The following is an 18,328-nucleotide window of genomic DNA, read 5'->3' as shown; positions in this document are numbered from 1 at the left end:
CCAGACATACTTGCCGCCTTAACCGACCGAGAAGCCTTATGCCCCGGCGCTTATTCAAACGCTACATGCCAGACCCGACCAGCATCAGGGAACACAAATCCTTACGCTTTCTTGGCACCCTGCTGCATGACCCGAACCTCTGGCACCTCAATCGCCATTCCGTCGCGCGGGCCATGGCTGTGGGTCTGTTCGCGGCGTTCCTGCCGATTCCGCTGCAAATGCTGGTGGCTGCCATTCTTGCCATTGTCGTGCGTGGAAACATGCCGATTGCGGTCAGTCTGGTCTGGCTGACCAATCCGATCACCATGCCCGCCGTGTTTTTCTGCACCTATCAGACGGGTGCCTGGTTGATGGACGTACCTGCCCGCCATTTGCCGGATGAACTGACCTGGGAATGGATCAGCGGTGAACTCTCGACGTTGTGGCAGCCGTTTTTGCTGGGGTCGGTGGTGACGGGGTTGGTGCTGGGGGCGTTGGCTTATTGCCTGGTGATGATGTATTGGCGGTGGTGGGTGGCGCGGCAGTGGAAGCGACGTAAGCAACGTCGGATGTGAGCATGCAAAAACGGCCTCTGGGAAAGAGGCAGCAGATCAACGTTAAAGCAAAGCAAAATCAAAAGATCGCAGCCTTCGGCAGCTCCACAGAGGGACATACGGTTTCCTGTAGAAGCTGCCGAAGGCTGCGATCTTTTGATCTTGATTTATGGTCCTCTCGAGAGGCCGAGTGGAGGTTTTGCACAGCGGCTGACCCGCTCCCACAAGGGATCGAGTACAACCGCTAAATCAAGTCAGCAACAAGTTCGTTATCAAAGCGACTAGGTCCGCATCCCCCGCCCACTCACCAACAACCGTGCGCAACCGATATACAACACCAAAGTCGCCACCACCATGAACGTAATCGCAATGCTGATCTTGATGTCCGACACCCCAAGAATGCCGTAACGGAACGCGTTAACCATGTGCAGCACCGGGTTAGCCAACGACACGGTTTGCCAGAACGGCGGCAGCAATGTAATCGAGTAAAACACCCCGCCCAAGTAGGTCAACGGCGTCAGTACAAACGTCGGAATGATCGAGATGTCATCAAAATTGCGCGCAAACACCGCGTTGATGAAACCCAGCAGCGAGAAGATCGTTGCCGTCAGCACCACCACCAGAATGGTCACGCCCAGGTGATGCACCTGCAAATGGGTGAAGAACAACGACAGCAGCGTCACGATGATCCCGACCATCAACCCGCGCAGCACGCCGCCCAAGGTGTAGCCGATGAGAATGGTGTGCGGCGACACCGGCGACACCATCAACTCTTCGATCGAGCGCTGGAACTTGCTGCCGAAGAAACTCGACACCACGTTGCCATAAGAGTTGGTGATCACCGACATCATGATCAGCCCCGGTACGATGTATTCCATATAGGTGAAGCCACCCATATCGCCGATCTGCCGGCCAATCAGGTTACCGAAGATCACGAAGTACAGAACCATGGTGATGGCCGGCGGCAGCAGGGTTTGCGGCCAGATCCGGGTAAAACGCCGGACCTCACGGTAAACAATGGTGTTCAGGGCAACGAGATTGGGTTGCAGCTCGGAACTCATACCGCCACCTTCGACAGATTTTTCTCCACCAGGGACACGAACAACTCCTCGAGGCGATTGGTTTTGTTACGCAGGCTCAGCACTTCAATACGCTGTTCGGCAAGCTGTGTGAACAGCGCGGTGATGCCCATGCTTTTGTCCACCTGGACTTCCAGGGTATGACCGTCAAGCAACCGTGATGGATAGCCGATCAGTTGCGGCGGCACACCCAGACCGTTCTTCAAATCCAGCAGGAAGGTCTCGACATGCAGTTGGCCGAGCAACTGCTTCATGCTGGTGTTCTCGACAATAGTGCCGTGATCGATGATGCCGATGTTGCGGCACAACTGCTCAGCCTCTTCCAGATAGTGCGTGGTGAGGATGATGGTGATGCCTTTCTTGTTCAGCTCGGTGAGGAAGGTCCACATCGAGCGACGCAATTCGATGTCCACGCCAGCGGTCGGTTCGTCGAGGATCAACAGGCGCGGTTCGTGAACCAGCGCCCGGGCGATCATCAGTCGACGCTTCATGCCCCCAGACAGAGAACGCGACGGCACATCGCGCTTGTCCCACAGCCCGAGCTGGGTCAGATACTGCTCGGCACGCTCTTTCGCGACTTTCGCCGGAATGCCGTAGTAACCGGCCTGGGTCACGACGATGTCGAATGTCTTTTCGAACTGGTTGAAGTTGAATTCCTGGGGCACCACGCCGATGGAGCGCTTGAGCTGTGCAGGATTCTTGTCCAGGTCATGGCCGAAGATATTCACTGTGCCGCTGGACTTGTTCACCAGGGTCGAGAGAATGCCGATGGTCGTGGATTTGCCGGCGCCGTTCGGGCCGAGCAAGGCGAAGAAGTCACCTTCGGCGACGTCCAGATCGATACCACTCAAGGCCTGGAAACCGTTGCCGTAGGTTTTGGTTAGCTGCCGGATGGACAGAGCGGAACTCATATCGGATTTACGCACCAAGAAGGGAAGGAAGGGATAAATATGGGCGGACGGCGAGCAATGCAACCGCAGCGCGTTAGCGCAATGGTGCTTGTCGCCGCCACACAAGTACAGTCAAGTGTGTCGATAGTGAGTATTAAGTCAACGCGGTCATCACCGCTTTTTGATACGCCGGGCGTTGTTTCAGCCGCGCATACCAGGCCTCCAGATGAGGTTGCGGTGCGCGCTCGATTGGCATCTCGAACCAGGCATAAATAAAACTGCCCAGCGGAACATCGCCCATGCCGATCTCGTCGCCGGACAGGTAAGGTTTGGTTGCCAACGCCTGATCGGCCATCGCCAGCAAAGCGTCGCACTCTGTTATCCCTGCCTTGATCGCGGACCAGTCCTGCTGGTCTGCCGGAGTGCGCAGCACGCCCCAGAACACAGTGCGAAACGGGCCGGCAAAACTCGACGTGGTCCAGTCCATCCATTTGTCAGCGGTGGCGCGCGCTTGCAGATCCGCCGGATACCACGCGGTGTCTGTGGCGTATTTGGCCATCAGGTAGCGAACGATGGCATTGGATTCCCACAACACGAAGCCGTCGTCTTCAATCACCGGTACGCGTCCATTGGGATTCATCGCACGGTACTCGGGCGTGTCAACTACACCGAAGGCACCGCCCGCATCAATGGCTTCATAGGCCAGGCCAAGTTCTTCGGCGGCCCACAAAGGCTTTCTGACATTCGATGAATTTTTCCGACCCCAGATCTTCAGCATGACCGCCTCTTTATAGATGAATGCGCAGGCAGCATACGCCGGATCAGGCGCGACTCAAATCGCTCTACATATCCCCCAGCAGCGGCGGCAGTTGAGCGCCGAACAAGTGCGGATAGCACTTCTCAAGGTGCTCGAAGAAGAAGGCTTCGGGGACGTCAGTGAACTGGCCGTGATCGATCAGGTACTCCATCAACTTTTCGCCATCTCGATTGAAGGGGTGGAAAACACTGTCGTTGATTCCGTCGAACTCCAGTGGCGCGACATTGAACAGTTCGCATAAACCCTGATTGAACGCCGGAGTGGCTTTGACCCAACGACCATTCAGATACAGCTCGGTGTAGCCATGCATGGCGAATACGTCGCTCTTGAGCAATTCGAGCAGGCGCGGCGTCGATAAATGATTGCGCACGTCCGCCAGGCCGATCCGCGCGGGAATTCCACAATGTCGCGCACACCCAGCCAGCAGCGTGGCTTTGGGCACGCAGTAACTTTCGCCGGTTGCCAGCGCATAACTGCCGCGCAAGGTCTGCGGATCGCGACTGAAGGTGTACGGGTTGTAGCGCACTGCCTCTCGCACCGCGTAATAAAGATTGATTGCCTGCTCGAGCGGGTCGCGACTGGCACCGCGATGTTTTTCGGCGAACTCCACCACCGAGGGGTGGTCACTATCGATGAAGCGGCCGGGACTCAGATACTCGTGCATGCGGGCAATCTCCTGGGGGAGCCCCGAGTCTAGCGAGAGGTTCAGCACAGAGATAACGACGTTTCGGCCAAATATAGGCGCGTTGTCGCCCGCCTCAACGAACGATTTCCCAGACACGTGGCGAACCCGGCCTACACCATTTATCCCGGGTTTCCCACGTTTTCAATCACATCGCTCTGACCGTCCGATTCTGCGGATGCCGTCTAAGCTCTGTGAGTTGGTTCGCCCTGGTTTCACGGAGGATTAAATATGCTGCTGTTGTGGATACTGGTTCTGGTTGTCGGGATAGCTTATTTAGCCCACCGTCGTATCTCCCCGCTGCCTGCCCTGGGCATCGTGGCTGTCTACCTACTGGCAATGGGCGCCTTCAGCCGCGCACCGGGCTGGTTGCTACTGATTTTCTGGGTATTGATGGCCGCCGTGGCGGCCCCTTTGTTGTTACCCGACCTGCGCCGCAAACTGTTCAGCGCGCCACTGTTCAAATGGTTCCAGAAAACCCTGCCGCCCATGTCGCAAACCGAACGCGAGGCCATCGAAGCTGGCACGGTGTGGTGGGATGGCGAATTGTTCAGCGGCCGCCCGGACTGGAACAAGCTGCTGTCCTATCCGAAAGCACAACTGAGCGAAGAGGAACAGGCGTTTATCGATGGCCCGACCAATGAGCTCTGCGCCATGGTCAGCGACTGGCAACTCGGGCAAACCATGGACCTGCCAGCCGAAGCCTGGACCTTTATCAAGGCGCAGGGTTTCTTCGCCCTGATCATTCCCAAGGAGTTTGGCGGCAAGGGGTTTTCGGCCTATGCCCACTCTCAAGTCGCCATGAAACTGGCAAGCCATAGCGGCGACCTGGCGTCCACCGTGATGGTCCCCAACTCCCTCGGCCCGGCCGAACTGTTGCTGCATTACGGCACCGACGAACAACGTAACCATTACCTGCCACGCCTGGCGCGCGGCGACGAAATTCCTTGCTTCGCATTGACCGGTCCGCTGGCCGGCTCTGACGCGGGTGGCATGCCCGACACGGGGGTTATCTGCAAGGGTGAATGGGAAGGCAAGGAAACCCTCGGCCTGCGCCTGAACTGGGAAAAGCGCTACATCACGCTCGGCCCGGTGGCCACCCTCCTCGGTGTGGCATTCAAGGCCTACGACCCGGACCATTTGCTAGGAGAAACAGAGGATCTGGGCATCAGCCTGGCGCTGGTTCCAACCGATACCGCTGGCGTGGAAATCGGCCGTCGTCATCTGCCTTTGGGCGCGGCGTTCATGAATGGTCCGAACTCCGGCAAGGACGTTTTCATCCCACTGGAATTCCTTATCGGCGGCCAGGAAATGCTCGGCAAGGGCTGGATGATGCTGATGAATTGCCTGTCGGTCGGGCGTTCAATCTCCCTGCCAGCGGTGGGCACCGGCATGGCCAAGTTCACCAGCCTGGTGACCGGCCAGTACGCGCAGATTCGCGAACAGTTCAACGTGCCGATTGCCGCTTTCGAAGGCATTCAGGAAGCCATGGCGCGCATCGGCGGCAACGCCTGGATGATGGACGCGGCGCGAATGTTGACCGCCAACGCGGTGGACCTGGGCGAAAAACCGTCAGTACTGTCGGCGATTCTCAAGTATCACCTCACCGAGCGCGGGCGCGAGTGCATCAGCCACGCCATGGATGTTCACGGTGGCAAGGGGATCATCATGGGGCCCAAGAATTATCTGGGGCGCATGTGGAGCGGCGCGCCGATCTGTATCACGGTCGAAGGTGCGAACATCCTCTCGCGCAACCTGATGATCTTCGGCCAGGGCGCAATTCGCTGCCACCCCTTCGTACTCAAGGAAATGGCTCTGGCCAGCCGCGAGGACAAGGACCAGGCACTCATTGAGTTCGATGACCTGTTGCTCAAGCACATCGGTTTTGCCGTGAGCAACGCGGCCAGCACGCTGGTGTTGAACCTCGGTTTCGGGCACTTGGAACACATGCCGGGCGACAAACTCAGCCAAGGTTACTTCCGCGCGCTCAATCGCCAGTCCGCCGCGTTCGCCCTGCTCGCCGACCTCAGCATGATGTTGCTGGGCGGCGAACTGAAACGCCGCGAACGCCTGTCGGCACGGCTGGGCGATGTGCTCAGCAACTTGTATCTGGCCAGCGCCGCGCTCAAGCGTTACAGCGATCTCGACTCACCCGAGCACATGACGCCGCTGTTTACCTGGGCCATGGAAGAAAGCCTCGGTCAAGGCGAACGGGCGATGGATGAGCTGTTGAGCAACTTCCCGAACAAAGTGCTGGGTTGTCTGTTGCGGGTGATCGTGTTCCCGTTCGGGCGCCGCCACAAAGGACCGTCGGATAAACTTGGCGCCGAAGTCGCGGCGGTGATCGCTCGGGCCAAAGGCGATCCGACCCTCGAAGAATTGCTCCAGGGCTGCTATCGCCCGCAATCGATCGAAGATCCGGTCGGTGTCCTGCAACACGCCTGCGATCAGTTGAGTGCCGCGCAACCGTTGCGAAAGAAACTGCACGTGGCGCTCAAGAGCGGCCAGGTCAAACCGGTTGCCGGCGAACACATCATCGATGCAGCGCTGGAAGCTGGTGTATTGCAGCCGGTCGAAGCACACACGCTGCGTGAGGCCGAAGCGGTGCGGCGCAAAGTGATTGATGTCGATGATTTCGACAAAGAGGAGCTGACGCTGGCCACAGGCAAGGTCCGCTGATCCAGCTAACCATGTCCGGCATGTAAAAAAGGGCGCAGGCGCTTTATACTCCCGCGCCCGTTTTGCTCTTGAGGACTTATCTCGTGTCCAACATCGTTGCCGATCATCTCGTTTTGCTCGACCACCTGCGCAGCATCCTGGTCGCCGTAGGTGAGGCCGACCAGGTTCCCGAAGAAAGCCATGCCTTGTTCCTGGAGCGCTTCGACGAATTGCGTGCGTTGCTGCCGGTCGACCCGATCGAAAGCCAATACCTGGGCCAGGACATCCTGTGCCAGGTGATTACCCGCTACCCGCAAATCGCACACCTGGTCCCGCGCGACTTGCTGTGGTACTTCGCCGGTGACTGCCTGCATTACATGCCCGATGATGAAATCGATCTGTATCAGGCGCTGGAAGAACGTCGCTTTGAAGCCGAACAGAATGACGAGCCGTTTGACTGGAACCAGGAAAAGCAATTGCTGGCGTTGTCGAACCAGGACAGCAAGCACTGATCCGAATGCCGGGCAGATCAAAAGATCGCAGCCTTCGGCAGCTCCTACAGGGAACGAATGTAGGCGCCGCCGAAGGCTGCGATCTTTTGATTTTTGTTTTTTAAAACAAACCGTCGCTCTCGGGCAGCTCATACTCCGATACGGCCGTCACCAGACCGCTCGACTTACCCGGTTTGCTCAAAGTCGGCTCCTTCTCCAGACACTCCACCAGATAATCAATCAGCACGCGTATTTTTGGCGGCATGTATCGGGTTGGCGAATGCAGCAACCAGGCGCCTCCGTGGTAGGACGCCAGGAAAGTCCAGTCCGGCAATACTTGCACCATCAACCCCTTCTCCAAGGCTCGGCGCGCCGTGAAGTACGGCAGGCTGCCAATGCCGATGTGCTGCAATACAGCGCCAAAACGTACGCCAGTATGATTGGCGGCATAACGTCCGCGCACACCGACAGTGACCGTCTTAGTGCCTTTCTTGAATTTCCAGCGCGCATCGCTCGGGGTTTCACCCAGGTAAATGCAACTGTGGTTGAGCAAGTCATGGGGATGAGTCGGCGTTCCGTGTTCGGCCAGATACTGCGGTGTCGCGCAGAGCAAATGGTCAATCGTCAGCAACTGCCGCCCCACAAGCCCCGAAGGCGGGCGATCAGTGATGCGAATCGCCAGGTCGACGTGATCATCGATCAAATCCACCTGACGATCTTCAAGCAACAGCTCTACATCCACTTTGGGATAACGGCGTAAAAACTCGGGCATATGGGGGTGAATCACGATCCGGCCCACCGCTTTTGGCACGCTCAGACGCACCAGCCCCTCGGCTTCATCGGTGAACTGACCGCTGATTTCCATCACCGATCTGGCGGCGCTGACCATGTCCTGGCAACGCTTGAACACTTCCTCGCCACCGTCGCTCAGGCGCAATTTGCGCGTGGTGCGTTGCAGCAGGCGGGTAGCGAGCGCCTTTTCCAGACGCGAGATGCTGCGGCTGACCGCCGAAGGCGATGAACCCAACTGGCGGGCCGCCTCGGAGAAGCTCCCGGTCTCGACAACCTTGACGAAAATCGCCATTTCACCGAGCAGCGGCAGTGGAAGATTTATGCTCACAACGCAACAGTCCTTTGAAGTTTGAACGGATTATCACGTTATTCCGCGCTTCATATAATAAAAAATAGAAATTTGATTACGAGCCTGGAACATGACGCTTCGCCTCTTTTTCCATAGTGATGACCTCAAGGCCAATGTGGAAGTCCTGGATTGCACGCCCCACGAGAACGAGTTCGCCGTGGTTCTGCGCGCAACGTTGTTTCACCCACAGGGCGGCGGCCAACCCTGTGATACCGGCTGGATTGGCGAAAGCCAAGTGCTGCGCGTGGTTCAGGACCCGGACCGGATTATTCATTTCGTCGATCGTCCGGTAAAAATCGGCATGACCCAGATCCGCATCGACGAACAGCGTCGCCAATTCAACACGCGCATGCATTCGGCCGGACACTTGATCGGCCATTTTGTCCAGGCCATGCGCTGGATGCCGATCAAGGCCCACCACTGGCCAGGCGAAGGACGCGTGCAATTCAAACCGACAGAGTCCGCAAAAGAAGTTGATGCCGATACGGTCGCGCACGGCATCGAACAGTGGATTGCCGATGATCTGCCGCGCCTGACCTCGCTGCGCGAAGGCGCCCGGGAAATCGGTTTCGGCGAACTACCCGCCTATGGTTGCGGCGGCACCCACGTACGCAGCCTGAAGGATTTGGGTGCAGTCAAGATTGCTTCCCTTTCGCAGAAGAAAGGGATTTTGTCCGTCCACTACCAAGTGGACTGAGAATTCGGGCGTGACTACAGCATCGCCTGCCTCCGGGGAAGGCTCGTTGCCCTGGCTGCTCGCGAGCCTCGCGTGAGCCCTTCCCTACTTTGTCGGCTACTTCGCGCCTAACCTTCTGGAGTTGAAATGCTTTCCAATTATCTGGGCGAGTTTTTGGCGCTGGCAACCATCCACTTTCTCGCCGTGGTTGCTCCCGGACCGGATTTTGCCGTGACCATCCGCCAGAGCGTGCGTTTCGGCCGAGTGGTGGGCATCTGCACCGCCCTGGGCATTGGTGCCGGCATTTCCGTGCATGTGCTGTACACCTTGCTGGGCGTTGGAGCATTGATGCACGCCCTCCCATGGCTGTTGACGGTAGCCAAGGTCGCGGGCGGTGCTTACATCCTGTACCTGGGCGTAAACCTGCTGCGCAGTCAGCCAAAATCAGTGCTGGAAGGCGATAAAGCGGCTGACGAACCCGTCGTCGAGCAATCGCTGCCGAAGGCCTTCACCACAGGTTTTCTGACCAACGCCACCAACCCCAAGGCCACTTTGTTTTTCCTGGCGATTTTCACCACCCTGATCAGCGCTACGACCCCCCTGAAGATTCAAGCGCTGTACGGTGTGTGGATGTGTTTCGTGAACGCGCTGTGGTTTGTGATCGTTGCATTGTTCTTTTCCAGCAACAGGGTGCGATTGTTATTTCTGCGCATGGGGCACTGGTTCGAACGCACCATGGGGGTGATTTTGATCCTGTTTGCCGGGCGGTTGATTCTGTCGATGTAAAACCACCGCATAAAGAGAAGGCCCGCTCAGTCAGACTGGCGGGCCTTTTTCTTTTTCAGACTCAAATTACGCACAAACAAAAACGCCGCTCAATGAGCGGCGTTTTTGTTAAATATGGAGCGGGAAACGAGACTCGAACTCGCGACCCCGACCTTGGCAAGGTCGTGCTCTACCAACTGAGCTATTCCCGCAAATGGCGTCCCCTAGGGGACTCGAACCCCTGTTACCGCCGTGAAAGGGCGGTGTCCTAGGCCACTAGACGAAGGGGACACGCTACCCGGAACACATGGTGTGTGTTTCGGTGTCCAGATCCGCATCCGAAGACTTGGTTCTGGTTTCACTCAGCCCTGCCCGAAAGCAACGCTGTTTAAAATTGGAGCGGGAAACGAGACTCGAACTCGCGACCCCGACCTTGGCAAGGTCGTGCTCTACCAACTGAGCTATTCCCGCATTGGCGTCCCCTAGGGGACTCGAACCCCTGTTACCGCCGTGAAAGGGCGGTGTCCTAGGCCACTAGACGAAGGGGACACACGTACAACATTCACTCCCTGCTTCGTTTCGCTGTGTGCTTTACGCTGCAAGTGGCGCGCATTCTATGGATGGATTGAGAGGTCGTCAACCCCCTGATATAAATTTATTTAAATCAATGACTTCGCCGTGCTTTAAGGCACCAATCCGGATTTTCCGCCGCCCGGTGTTTGGCGCCTATATTCTGACACTCGCCAAGACGTTATAGTCCACGCCATGACTGATGGCAATCTGCTCCATGAGTGCCAGCATTTATATAAGCAGGGCTGCGGCCGATACAGGTAGAGCCATGCCGAACCAACTCGTCGAGTCACGCTAGGCGCTTAAATGCCGAGCCACTACACTCGCATGCGAACCCTAAAAAGAGGTCTTACCGGTGACACCACTCATGATCACCCTGCTAGTCGTAGCCGGGATCGCACTCTTGATCGCCATTGGCTACATCAACCATGTGGTGGAAAACAACAAGGTGGAAAGGGCCCGTACCAAGGTTGAACTCAACGACCGCCTGCGCCGTTGCGGCGAGATCACCGAGACCTTCCCCGGCCAATTGATGACACCAGCGCTCAAGCTGCTGCTGACACGCTTGGAGTTGAATGTCTGCCAGCGTCTGTTGAACCTGGAAAAAACCAGTTCCAACCTCAGGGCACGCATCACCGAACTGGAGACTCTGACGGCACAAGGCGAATCGATCCCGGTCAATAACCCGCCGGCACCGATCCAGACCGAAGCCAAGGCCAAGGATGTACGCTTCCTGCTCGAAGCCCTGCACGGCCAGATCACCCGCGCCGCCCAGGACGGCTTTCTGCCGCCGAACGAAGCCAAGCGCTGGATCCGCGAAGTGCGCCATATTCTGGTGTTGCTGCATATCGAGTTTTTCAACAACCTCGGGCAGCACTCCCTGCAACAGAATCAGCCCGGTCAGGCGCGCCTGGCGTTCGAACGCGGCGTGCAGTACCTGCGTAAACAGCAGGAACCACAGATCTACGCCGAACAGCTGGAATACCTGGAAAAACTCCTGGGCCGCGCCAACGCACAAGTCATGGACCGCATTGCACCGGTAGAAGGCGAAGAGAACCAATTGACCGTAGGCCTCAAAGACGTCGAGGCAGATGCGGACTGGAAGAAGAAAGTGATCTACGACTGATCAGAGAAAGTAGAAAAGAAAGCCACCGATCGAGGTGGCTTTTTTTTTGTGTTGGGATTGGGTGGTGGGTACAAGATTAAAAGATCGCAGCCTTCGGCAGCTCCTACATGAAACACATCCCCTGCAGGAGCTGCCGAAGGCTGCGATCTTTTGATCTTGATCTTCTTGCCCTATTGAGAGCTTCGATCCGGTTCTGCCCAGAGGGCCACCCGGTATGGATCCCGGATTAGCCGCCGTTACCGCAGCAATGGATATGAACTCAGCTTGCAAGTCACAAAGCAGTGCAAGGCTCAAAGCCTGAAATGCCCCACCATCCCCTTCAACTCAACCCCCAACTGCGCCAGCTCGATACTCGATGCCGCATTGCCCTGCATCGCCAACGAAGACTGATCCGCACTGGCGCGAATACTGGTGACGCTGCGATTAATCTCCTCGGCCACCGAACTCTGTTCCTCGGCCGCCGCAGCGATCTGCTGGTTCATCTGCTGAATCAACGACACGGCCGACGCAATGCTCCCCAGCGCACTCTCGGTCTGCAACGCATCGCTGACCGCCAGCTTCACCAGCTCGCCACTGCTCTGAATTTGCTGCACCGACGCCTGCGCCGCCGTGCGCAAGGCACTGACCAATCGTTCGATCTCCTCGGTCGATTGCTGGGTACGCTTGGCCAGGGCCCGCACTTCATCCGCCACCACGGCAAAGCCCCTGCCCTGCTCACCTGCCCGCGCCGCTTCGATGGCTGCATTGAGTGCCAGCAGGTTGGTCTGCTCCGCCACGCTCTTGATGACGCTGAGCACGGTGCCTATGTTCTGGATTTCCGCGCTCAGGCTTTCGATGCTCGAACTGGCCGACGTAGCCGAGTCCGCCAATTGCTCGATTCGCGCCATGCTCTGACGCACCACATGCTGACCACTTTCAACCTTGCCGTCCGCCGTTTGCGCCGCCTGGGCGGCTTCCTCCGCGTTACGCGCGACGTCGTGCACGGTAGCAGTCATCTGGTTCATGGCCGTGGCGACCTGTTCGGTTTCTTCCTTCTGGCTGCTGACTTCGAGGTTGGTTTGCTCAGTCACCGCGGACAGCGATTGCGCTGAAGTTGCCAGTTGCTCGATACCCGCCTGCAAACCGCTGACGATGTGGCTCAGTCCTGCTCCCATCTGCTGCATGGCTTGCATCAGCTGGCCAATCTCGTCACGACGGGTCACTTCGACCGTCCCGCTCAAATCACCCGAGGCGATCTGTTGCGCCACACGAATCACACTGCGCAGCGGAGCCACAATCAACCGAGTAATCACCCAGGCCGCAATCAACCCGACCAGCAGCGCCAGCGCGGAGGAACCGATGATCATCAGCGAGTTCTTTTTCAATTCAGTCTGCATCGACTGGTCTTCAGCGACATAGGCCTGGTCGACCCGCGCCACCACTTGGTCGGCGCGTTGATGCAATTGCTGATAGACGGTTTTTTCCTGCTCCAGCAAGCCGGTGTACTCAGCGAGCTTGTCACTGAAACTGGCGATATGGCCGGTCACTTCGTTGAGCACGGTCTGGTAACCCTCATCCTTGACCGTGGTTTTCAGTTGCTCGGCCTGGGTCAGTGCCTGACTGGCCTGTTCGATCTTGCCTTGACCCGCGCTGTCATCACCCTTGCGGCTTTGATCCAGACGCACGCGCGCCTCGTTCATCGCTTGCAACATCAACCGGGATACCTGGCTGACCTGACTGGCTTGCTCAAGAAATTGCGCACCATCCTTGCCTTCGGAATTCTTCAAGGTATAGGCACCGTCATCGGCGAGACCCGACTGCAGCACATCGAGGTTATTGGCCACGCTGGACACCGACCAACTGGCCATTTCCAGCGCCAGGTCCTTGGCCTGACTGAGCGAGACGAACTCGTCGAAAGCCTTGCGATAAGCGCCCAGAGACTGTTCGACGTCAGTCATCACCGGCACGTTGGCCGCAGACTGCGTCTTGAGCTGGGTCGCCAGGGCAATCAAGCCGTCAACACCTTCGTGCAGGGCGTCGGCGGTTTTCGGGTTGCCGTGCAAGGCGTACTCCTGCTCCAGCAGGCGCACCTTGAGCAAACCGCTGTTGAGCGACGACATTTGCTTGAGCCCGTCGAAGCGCTGGCTGATGGTTTGCAGGGACCAGACGCCGATGGCCGCCACCAGGGCGGTCAACAACAGCACCAGCACAAACCCGATACCCAGTTTTTTTGCCATACCGAGGTTGGCAAAACGTCCTTGCACGGCCGAAATCATTGCACTTAGTCCCCTGCCATAATCTGTAGACGCAGAGTCGCAACGGGTCTTTGGCAACACAAGTCTTTGGCATCGGAATAATGGCAAAAAGCTACGCCAACGTCGTTTTCAGGACGCTTGAGGTCGATCCGGAGCGGTGGCCTGAAAAAATGCCCGGGCTCGCGGATCACAGGCATGGGCCACATTGATACGCTGCCAGTCGTGGGCCTCACCGGTGGGGCTGAAGGCCGTCTTCGAGGACAGCAAAACACCGTGGCGTTGCGCCTGAGCCAGGACCAGAGCGTAGTCGGACATCCGTGATCGCGCCCAGATGAACAGGCCACCGACAGGCCTGCCGAAAACTTCCCACTCAGCGTCTTCCAGTACCTGCAGCGCCGCCTGCCTGTCGCTGCTCAAGCGCTGGCGCTGGCGTTGTACCAACTTGCGATAGGCGCCATTGGCCAACAGACAAGCCAGCACCGATTCGCAAAATCCTGAAGCGCCCATGCTGCTGATCATCTTGACCTCGGCCAATCGCGCGACCACTTCGGCACCGGCAACCACGAAGCCGACACGCAGGGAACTGCTGAGCGTCTTGGAGTAACTGCCGACATAGATCACGCTGTCATCCAGCGCGGCGAGACGCGTACCCGGGCCGCTGTGCAGATCCGCATACACATCGTCTTCAATGACCAGCATTCCATGGGCTTTCGCCAGTTGCAGGACTCGTCGCGCCACAGTCGGCGTCAGGCTGCTGCCTGTCGGGTTGTGATAAAAGCTGTTGATGAACAATCCGCGAGGCCGGTGTTCCAGAAGCAATGCTTCCAAGGCTGCAACATCCGGCCCGGTTGGCGTTCGCGGAATTTCGAGCATGCGGATGGCGTGCAGCTTGAGCAAATCGAACAGCATGGGGTAACCGGGACTTTCCACCACCACACAATCACCGGGCTTGAGCAACGTTCGCACGATCAGGTCCAGTCCCTGGCTGGCACCCGCCGTGGTCAGTATCCGGTTGTCATCTACCTTGATGTCCAGTTGTATCAGGCGCTTGAGGATCTGTTGGCGCAAGGCCGGCAACCCCAAGGGCGTGCTGTAGTTGAACAGGCCGGCCATGTCGGTGCGACTGACCTGCCGGATCGCGTAACTCAAGTCGTCCGTTTCACGCCAGCTTTCCGGCAGCCCGCCATCGCCCAGCTTCAACTCGCCGAAGGAAAGGCTGTGTCTGACTTCTGCGCCTTCGAACCATGAAAGATCCTGTTTCTCCTGAGCAATCGGCTCCGCAGCCGCGACAAAGAAGCCGGCCCCCTGGCGCGACACCAGCAGCCCTTGCGCCACCAGACGTTCACAAGCCTCGACGACACAGGACTGGCTGAGCAAATTGATCCGCGCAATGTGCCGCACCGACGGCAACCGCGCTCCCGGCGCCACGTCGTTGCAACGGAGCCAGCAGACCAGCGCGTCGACGATTTGCTGTACGACCGGCACCAATGCCTGTCGATCGATTCTCAACTCCATGAGCAAGCAAACTCCTGTTGGTTTTGCGCCAACAGTTAATCACAGGAGCGCTCGACGGGATGTGCGACAACGCCGCCAAAACCGGTGGTTTTAACCATTTGAAACACACTCCTGCAAAGCGAACAAAAAACCTGTGGGAGCGATCCTGCCCGCGAAAGCGGTGTGTCAGTCAACATTAATGTCGGCTGTTACCTTCTTCGCGAGCAGGCTCGCTCCCAACAGGTTCAGTGTTTCCTGCAGATTGTTTCAGAACGCTGTGACGCCACCATCCACGGCCAGCGAATGCCCGGTGGTGAACGCTGCGCCATCGCTGCACAGGTACAGCACCGCACTGGCGATTTCCTCGACCTTGCCAATGCGACCCACCGGGTGCATGGCATTGGCGAACTCGCCTTTCTTCGGATCGGCTTCATAAGCGCGACGGAACATGTCGGTGTCGATCACCGCCGGGCACACTGCGTTGACCCGAATCTTTTTCTTGGCGTATTCGATCGCCGCTGATTTGGTCAGGCCGATCACGGCGTGCTTGGAGGCCGCGTAGATGCTCATTTTCGGCGCAGCCCCAAGGCCGGCCACCGAAGCAGTGTTGACGATAGCGCCGCCACCCTGGGCCAACAGCAACGGCAACTGGTACTTCATGCACAGCCAGACACCTTTGACGTTGACGCCCATGATCGCGTCGAACTCGTCGACCGTGCCCTCGGCCAGTTTTCCCTTCTCGATTTCGATACCGGCATTGTTGAAGGCATAGTCGAGACGGCCGTAGGTATTCACCACTTCGTCCATCAGATTTTTTACATCGCTTTCCACGGTGACATTGCAGCGTACGAAGGTCGCTTCGCCGCCCGCCGTACGAATCAGCGCCACCGTGCCCTCGCCGCCCGCCGTGTCCATGTCGGCGACAACCACCTTCAAGCCTTCAACGGCAAACGCCTGGGCAGTCGCACGGCCAATACCATTGGCGGCACCCGTCACTACGGCGACCTGACCGGAAAACGTCATGCTCATTGTTATGTCCTCGAAGAGAAGTAGGCGGGGGATCGCGTTTTTCCAGTCTAGCCACAGCGCCCCATGTCACGGCAGCACTATCAGAAGGCCGGTTGGTTACCCATGAGTCGCAGTGATGGAGCAGTCGTACCAACTATCACTGCACTGGATCAGCCTGCATTCGCCGCATCAGCCAAACTTGCGGCATCGCGCCTGAAGGTCTATCAACAAGGTTTCATTCATCTTGAGTGCCTGTCATGACTACCCAGACCAATCGCCAATTCCTGCTCGCCAAACGCCCAGTGGGCGCAGCAACGCGCGAGACGTTCACCTATCAGGAAGTTCCGGTCGGTGATCCGGCTGACGGTCAAATCCTGGTCAAAAACGAGTACCTATCCCTGGACCCGGCCATGCGTGGCTGGATGAACGAGGGCAAGTCCTATATCCCGCCGGTGGGTCTCGGTGAAGTCATGCGCGCCTTGGGCGTCGGCAAAGTCGTGGCGTCGAACAATCCTGGCTTCGCGGTCGGGGACTACGTCAACGGTGCACTGGGTGTGCAGGATTATTTCCTCGGCGAGCCACGCGGTTTCTACAAGGTCGATCCGAAACTGGCGCCGCTGCCGCGCTATTTGTCCGCGCTCGGCATGACCGGCATGACGGCTTACTTCGCCCTGCTCGATGTCGGCGCACCGAAAGCCGGTGACACCGTGGTGCTGTCGGGCGCGGCCGGTGCGGTGGGCAGCATTGCCGGGCAGATTGCCAAGATCAAAGGTTGCCGGGTGGTCGGCATCGCCGGCGGCGCGGACAAGTGCAAGTTCCTGATCGATGAGTTGGGGTTCGATGGTGCCATCGACTACAAGAGTGAAGACGTCATCGCCGGCCTCAAGCGCGAATGCCCGAAAGGCGTCGACGTGTATTTCGATAACGTCGGCGGCGACATTCTCGATGCAGTGCTAAGCCGCTTGAATTTCAAGGCGCGGGTGGTGATCTGCGGCGCCATCAGCCAGTACAACAATAAAGAAGCGGTCAAGGGCCCGGCCAATTACCTGTCGTTGCTGGTCAACCGCGCGCGGATGGAAGGCTTCGTGGTGATGGACTACGCCGCCCAATACGCCAGCGCCGCGCAGGAAATGGCCGGCTGGATGGCCAAGGGGCAGCTCAAGAGCAAGGAAGATATCGTGGAAGGCCTGGAAACTTTCCCGGAGACGCTGATGAAATTGTTCAGCGGCGAGAATTTCGGCAAGTTGGTGTTGAAGGTTTAACCGAGAAGATCAAAAGATCGCAGGCTGCGCCAGCTCCTACAGGGGAACGCGATCCCATGTAGAAGCTGCCGGAGGCTGCGATCTTTTTAGGCCAGCTCAGCCACTACCGAAGCCAACGCCTTCGCCGGATCAGCCGCCTGGCTGATCGGACGGCCAATCACCAGGTAATCGGAACCGGCATCCAGCGCCTGACGCGGGGTCAGAATGCGGCGCTGGTCGTCCTGGGCGCTGCCCGCCGGGCGAATCCCCGGGGTCACCAGTTGCAGCGACGGGTGCGCCGATTTCAGGGCCTGGGCTTCCAGGGCAGAACACACCAGACCGTCCATCCCGGCTTTTTCCGCCAATGCGGCCAGGCGCAATACCTGTTCCTGCGGCTCGATATCCAGACCGATACCCGCCAGGTCTTCACGCTCCATGCTGGTCAGGACGGTCACGCCGATCAACAGCGGTTGCGGGCCGCTGCGCTTGTCCAGCACTTCACGGCACGCGGCCATCATGCGCAGGCCACCGGAACAATGCACGTTGACCATCCACACGCCCATCTCCGCAGCAGCCTTGACCGCCATGGCGGTGGTGTTGGGAATGTCGTGGAATTTCAGGTCCAGGAACACTTCGAAACCTTTGTCACGCAAGGTACCGACGATTTCCGAGGCGCAGCTGGTGAACAGTTCTTTACCGACTTTGACGCGGCACAGTTTCGGGTCCAACTGATCGGCCAGCTTCAGTGCGGCGTCACGGGTAGGGAAATCCAGGGCGACGATGATAGGAGTCTGGCAGGCGGACATGAGTGGGCTCTCAGGCAGGTCGAAATCGGCGCGCATTGTAGCGGAACCAGCGCTGCTGCGGGACCCGATGATCGGTAAATCGTCGAGAACGCTCAGGCAAGACTAGCCTTTGGCGTG

16 protein-coding genes, 4 tRNA genes and 1 pseudogene are annotated in these 18,328 nt (G+C 58.2%); 7 read left to right on the top strand and 14 right to left on the bottom strand.

The genetic code is table 11. The annotated features are described in order from the left end of the window. The first annotated feature begins 38 nt into the window (after positions 1 to 38). Positions 39 to 554, top strand: coding sequence for a DUF2062 domain-containing protein (locus KUF73_RS07360; protein ID WP_218437373.1), 516 nt, complete (start codon positions 39 to 41; stop codon positions 552 to 554). A gap of 260 nt (positions 555 to 814) precedes the next feature. Here the strand turns inward: KUF73_RS07360 and KUF73_RS07355 are convergent, their stop codons facing one another. From KUF73_RS07355 to KUF73_RS07340, 4 genes are all read right to left on the bottom strand, one after another. Then, positions 815 to 1,594 (bottom strand): ABC transporter permease, encoded by a 780-nt coding sequence (locus KUF73_RS07355; RefSeq protein ID WP_218437372.1) that lies wholly within the window; start codon positions 1,592 to 1,594, stop codon positions 815 to 817. Further along, on the bottom strand, positions 1,591 to 2,523 hold the full coding sequence (locus KUF73_RS07350) for an ABC transporter ATP-binding protein (RefSeq protein WP_218437371.1): 933 nt from the start codon (positions 2,521 to 2,523) through the stop codon (positions 1,591 to 1,593). Before KUF73_RS07350 ends, KUF73_RS07355 begins: the two co-directional genes overlap by 4 nt. Positions 2,524 to 2,656: 133 nt before the next feature. Next, on the bottom strand, positions 2,657 to 3,280 hold the full coding sequence (locus KUF73_RS07345) for a glutathione S-transferase family protein (RefSeq protein WP_218437370.1): 624 nt from the start codon (positions 3,278 to 3,280) through the stop codon (positions 2,657 to 2,659). 64 nt (positions 3,281 to 3,344) lie between these two features. Further along, positions 3,345 to 3,983, bottom strand: a complete 639-nt coding sequence (locus KUF73_RS07340; protein ID WP_218437369.1) for a transglutaminase family protein — start codon at positions 3,981 to 3,983, stop codon at positions 3,345 to 3,347. Positions 3,984 to 4,232: 249 nt separating this feature from the next. Between KUF73_RS07340 and KUF73_RS07335 the strand changes: the two genes are divergently transcribed. Together KUF73_RS07335 and KUF73_RS07330 are read left to right on the top strand one after the other, a co-directional pair. Next, entirely contained in the window at positions 4,233 to 6,680 is a 2,448-nt protein-coding gene (locus tag KUF73_RS07335) for an acyl-CoA dehydrogenase (protein ID WP_218437368.1), read from the top strand. A gap of 83 nt (positions 6,681 to 6,763) precedes the next feature. Further along, positions 6,764 to 7,171, top strand: coding sequence for a PA2817 family protein (locus KUF73_RS07330; protein WP_077047009.1), 408 nt, complete (start codon positions 6,764 to 6,766; stop codon positions 7,169 to 7,171). 100 nt (positions 7,172 to 7,271) lie between these two features. On the opposite strand, the gene KUF73_RS07325 is transcribed toward KUF73_RS07330, so the two are convergent. Then, positions 7,272 to 8,270 carry a LysR family transcriptional regulator gene (locus KUF73_RS07325; RefSeq protein WP_218437367.1) on the bottom strand — a complete coding sequence of 333 codons (999 nt, stop codon included), beginning with the start codon at positions 8,268 to 8,270 and terminating at the stop codon, positions 7,272 to 7,274. Between the two features lie 91 nt (positions 8,271 to 8,361). On the opposite strand from KUF73_RS07325, the gene KUF73_RS07320 reads away from it, so the two are divergent. Next, positions 8,362 to 8,988 (top strand): alanyl-tRNA editing protein, encoded by a 627-nt coding sequence (locus tag KUF73_RS07320; protein WP_218437366.1) that lies wholly within the window; start codon positions 8,362 to 8,364, stop codon positions 8,986 to 8,988. Positions 8,989 to 9,114: 126 nt separating this feature from the next. Next, a complete protein-coding gene (locus tag KUF73_RS07315) occupies positions 9,115 to 9,753 on the top strand; it encodes a LysE family translocator (RefSeq protein ID WP_218437365.1) in 639 nt (212 codons plus the stop codon). 115 nt (positions 9,754 to 9,868) lie between these two features. On the opposite strand, the gene KUF73_RS07310 is transcribed toward KUF73_RS07315, so the two are convergent. The 4 genes from KUF73_RS07310 to KUF73_RS07295 all read right to left on the bottom strand — a co-directional run bounded on the left by KUF73_RS07310 (position 9,869) and on the right by KUF73_RS07295 (position 10,281). Beyond that, a tRNA-Gly gene (locus KUF73_RS07310) sits at positions 9,869 to 9,944 on the bottom strand. Positions 9,945 to 9,947: 3 nt separating this feature from the next. Next, positions 9,948 to 10,023: transfer RNA gene (locus KUF73_RS07305), tRNA-Glu, on the bottom strand. Between the two features lie 104 nt (positions 10,024 to 10,127). Further along, positions 10,128 to 10,203 (bottom strand) — tRNA-Gly (locus KUF73_RS07300). A gap of 2 nt (positions 10,204 to 10,205) precedes the next feature. After that, positions 10,206 to 10,281: transfer RNA gene (locus tag KUF73_RS07295), tRNA-Glu, on the bottom strand. Positions 10,282 to 10,669: 388 nt separating this feature from the next. Here KUF73_RS07295 and KUF73_RS07290 point away from each other — a divergent pair. Next, positions 10,670 to 11,428, top strand: a complete 759-nt coding sequence (locus tag KUF73_RS07290; RefSeq protein ID WP_256345452.1) for a hypothetical protein — start codon at positions 10,670 to 10,672, stop codon at positions 11,426 to 11,428. Positions 11,429 to 11,718: 290 nt separating this feature from the next. Here the strand turns inward: KUF73_RS07290 and KUF73_RS31640 are convergent, their stop codons facing one another. The 4 genes and pseudogenes from KUF73_RS31640 to KUF73_RS07275 form a co-directional block, all read right to left on the bottom strand. Beyond that, on the bottom strand, positions 11,719 to 12,582 hold the full coding sequence (locus KUF73_RS31640; protein WP_371135422.1) for a methyl-accepting chemotaxis protein: 864 nt from the start codon (positions 12,580 to 12,582) through the stop codon (positions 11,719 to 11,721). Continuing rightward, positions 12,580 to 12,774 (bottom strand): annotated as a pseudogene (locus KUF73_RS31635) (HAMP domain-containing protein); the annotation flags it as partial. The gene KUF73_RS31640 and the pseudogene KUF73_RS31635, both read right to left, overlap by 3 nt. A 1,017-nt stretch (positions 12,775 to 13,791) precedes the next feature. Further along, positions 13,792 to 15,177: a PLP-dependent aminotransferase family protein gene (locus tag KUF73_RS07280; protein WP_218437362.1), complete on the bottom strand. Its 1,386-nt coding sequence runs from the start codon at positions 15,175 to 15,177 to the stop codon at positions 13,792 to 13,794. 246 nt (positions 15,178 to 15,423) lie between these two features. Next, a complete protein-coding gene (locus KUF73_RS07275) occupies positions 15,424 to 16,185 on the bottom strand; it encodes an SDR family oxidoreductase (protein ID WP_218437361.1) in 762 nt (253 codons plus the stop codon). Between the two features lie 236 nt (positions 16,186 to 16,421). Between KUF73_RS07275 and KUF73_RS07270 the strand changes: the two genes are divergently transcribed. Beyond that, positions 16,422 to 17,426 (top strand): NADP-dependent oxidoreductase, encoded by a 1,005-nt coding sequence (locus KUF73_RS07270; protein ID WP_218437360.1) that lies wholly within the window; start codon positions 16,422 to 16,424, stop codon positions 17,424 to 17,426. Between the two features lie 86 nt (positions 17,427 to 17,512). On the opposite strand, the gene pyrF is transcribed toward KUF73_RS07270, so the two are convergent. Further along, positions 17,513 to 18,211 (bottom strand): orotidine-5'-phosphate decarboxylase, encoded by a 699-nt coding sequence (gene pyrF, locus KUF73_RS07265; protein WP_172668695.1) that lies wholly within the window; start codon positions 18,209 to 18,211, stop codon positions 17,513 to 17,515. Positions 18,212 to 18,328 lie beyond the last annotated feature (117 nt).

It is taken from the genome of Pseudomonas sp. PD9R (genome assembly GCF_019200975.1).
Classification (GTDB): Bacteria; Pseudomonadota; Gammaproteobacteria; order Pseudomonadales; family Pseudomonadaceae; genus Aquipseudomonas.
This window is presented reverse-complemented; position numbering and strand designations above follow the sequence as displayed.

Bases quoted from the DNA above. Each gene is read 5' to 3' on its own strand.
- KUF73_RS07275 (WP_218437361.1), bottom strand. From the start codon at position 16,185: ATGAGCATGACGTTTTCCGGTCAGGTCGCCGTAGTGACGGGTGCCGCC.
- KUF73_RS31640 (WP_371135422.1), bottom strand. From the start codon at position 12,582: ATGGGAGCAGGACTGAGCCACATCGTCAGCGGTTTGCAGGCGGGTATC.
- KUF73_RS07340 (WP_218437369.1), bottom strand. From the start codon at position 3,983: ATGCACGAGTATCTGAGTCCCGGCCGCTTCATCGATAGTGACCACCCC.
- KUF73_RS07315 (WP_218437365.1), top strand. From the start codon at position 9,115: ATGCTTTCCAATTATCTGGGCGAGTTTTTGGCGCTGGCAACCATCCAC.
- KUF73_RS07270 (WP_218437360.1), top strand. From the start codon at position 16,422: ATGACTACCCAGACCAATCGCCAATTCCTGCTCGCCAAACGCCCAGTG.
- KUF73_RS07355 (WP_218437372.1), bottom strand. From the start codon at position 1,594: ATGAGTTCCGAGCTGCAACCCAATCTCGTTGCCCTGAACACCATTGTT.
- KUF73_RS07280 (WP_218437362.1), bottom strand. From the start codon at position 15,177: ATGGAGTTGAGAATCGATCGACAGGCATTGGTGCCGGTCGTACAGCAA.
- KUF73_RS07335 (WP_218437368.1), top strand. From the start codon at position 4,233: ATGCTGCTGTTGTGGATACTGGTTCTGGTTGTCGGGATAGCTTATTTA.
- pyrF (WP_172668695.1), bottom strand. From the start codon at position 18,211: ATGTCCGCCTGCCAGACTCCTATCATCGTCGCCCTGGATTTCCCTACC.
- KUF73_RS07320 (WP_218437366.1), top strand. From the start codon at position 8,362: ATGACGCTTCGCCTCTTTTTCCATAGTGATGACCTCAAGGCCAATGTG.
- KUF73_RS07345 (WP_218437370.1), bottom strand. From the start codon at position 3,280: ATGCTGAAGATCTGGGGTCGGAAAAATTCATCGAATGTCAGAAAGCCT.
- KUF73_RS07290 (WP_256345452.1), top strand. From the start codon at position 10,670: ATGATCACCCTGCTAGTCGTAGCCGGGATCGCACTCTTGATCGCCATT.
- KUF73_RS07360 (WP_218437373.1), top strand. From the start codon at position 39: ATGCCCCGGCGCTTATTCAAACGCTACATGCCAGACCCGACCAGCATC.
- KUF73_RS07350 (WP_218437371.1), bottom strand. From the start codon at position 2,523: ATGAGTTCCGCTCTGTCCATCCGGCAGCTAACCAAAACCTACGGCAAC.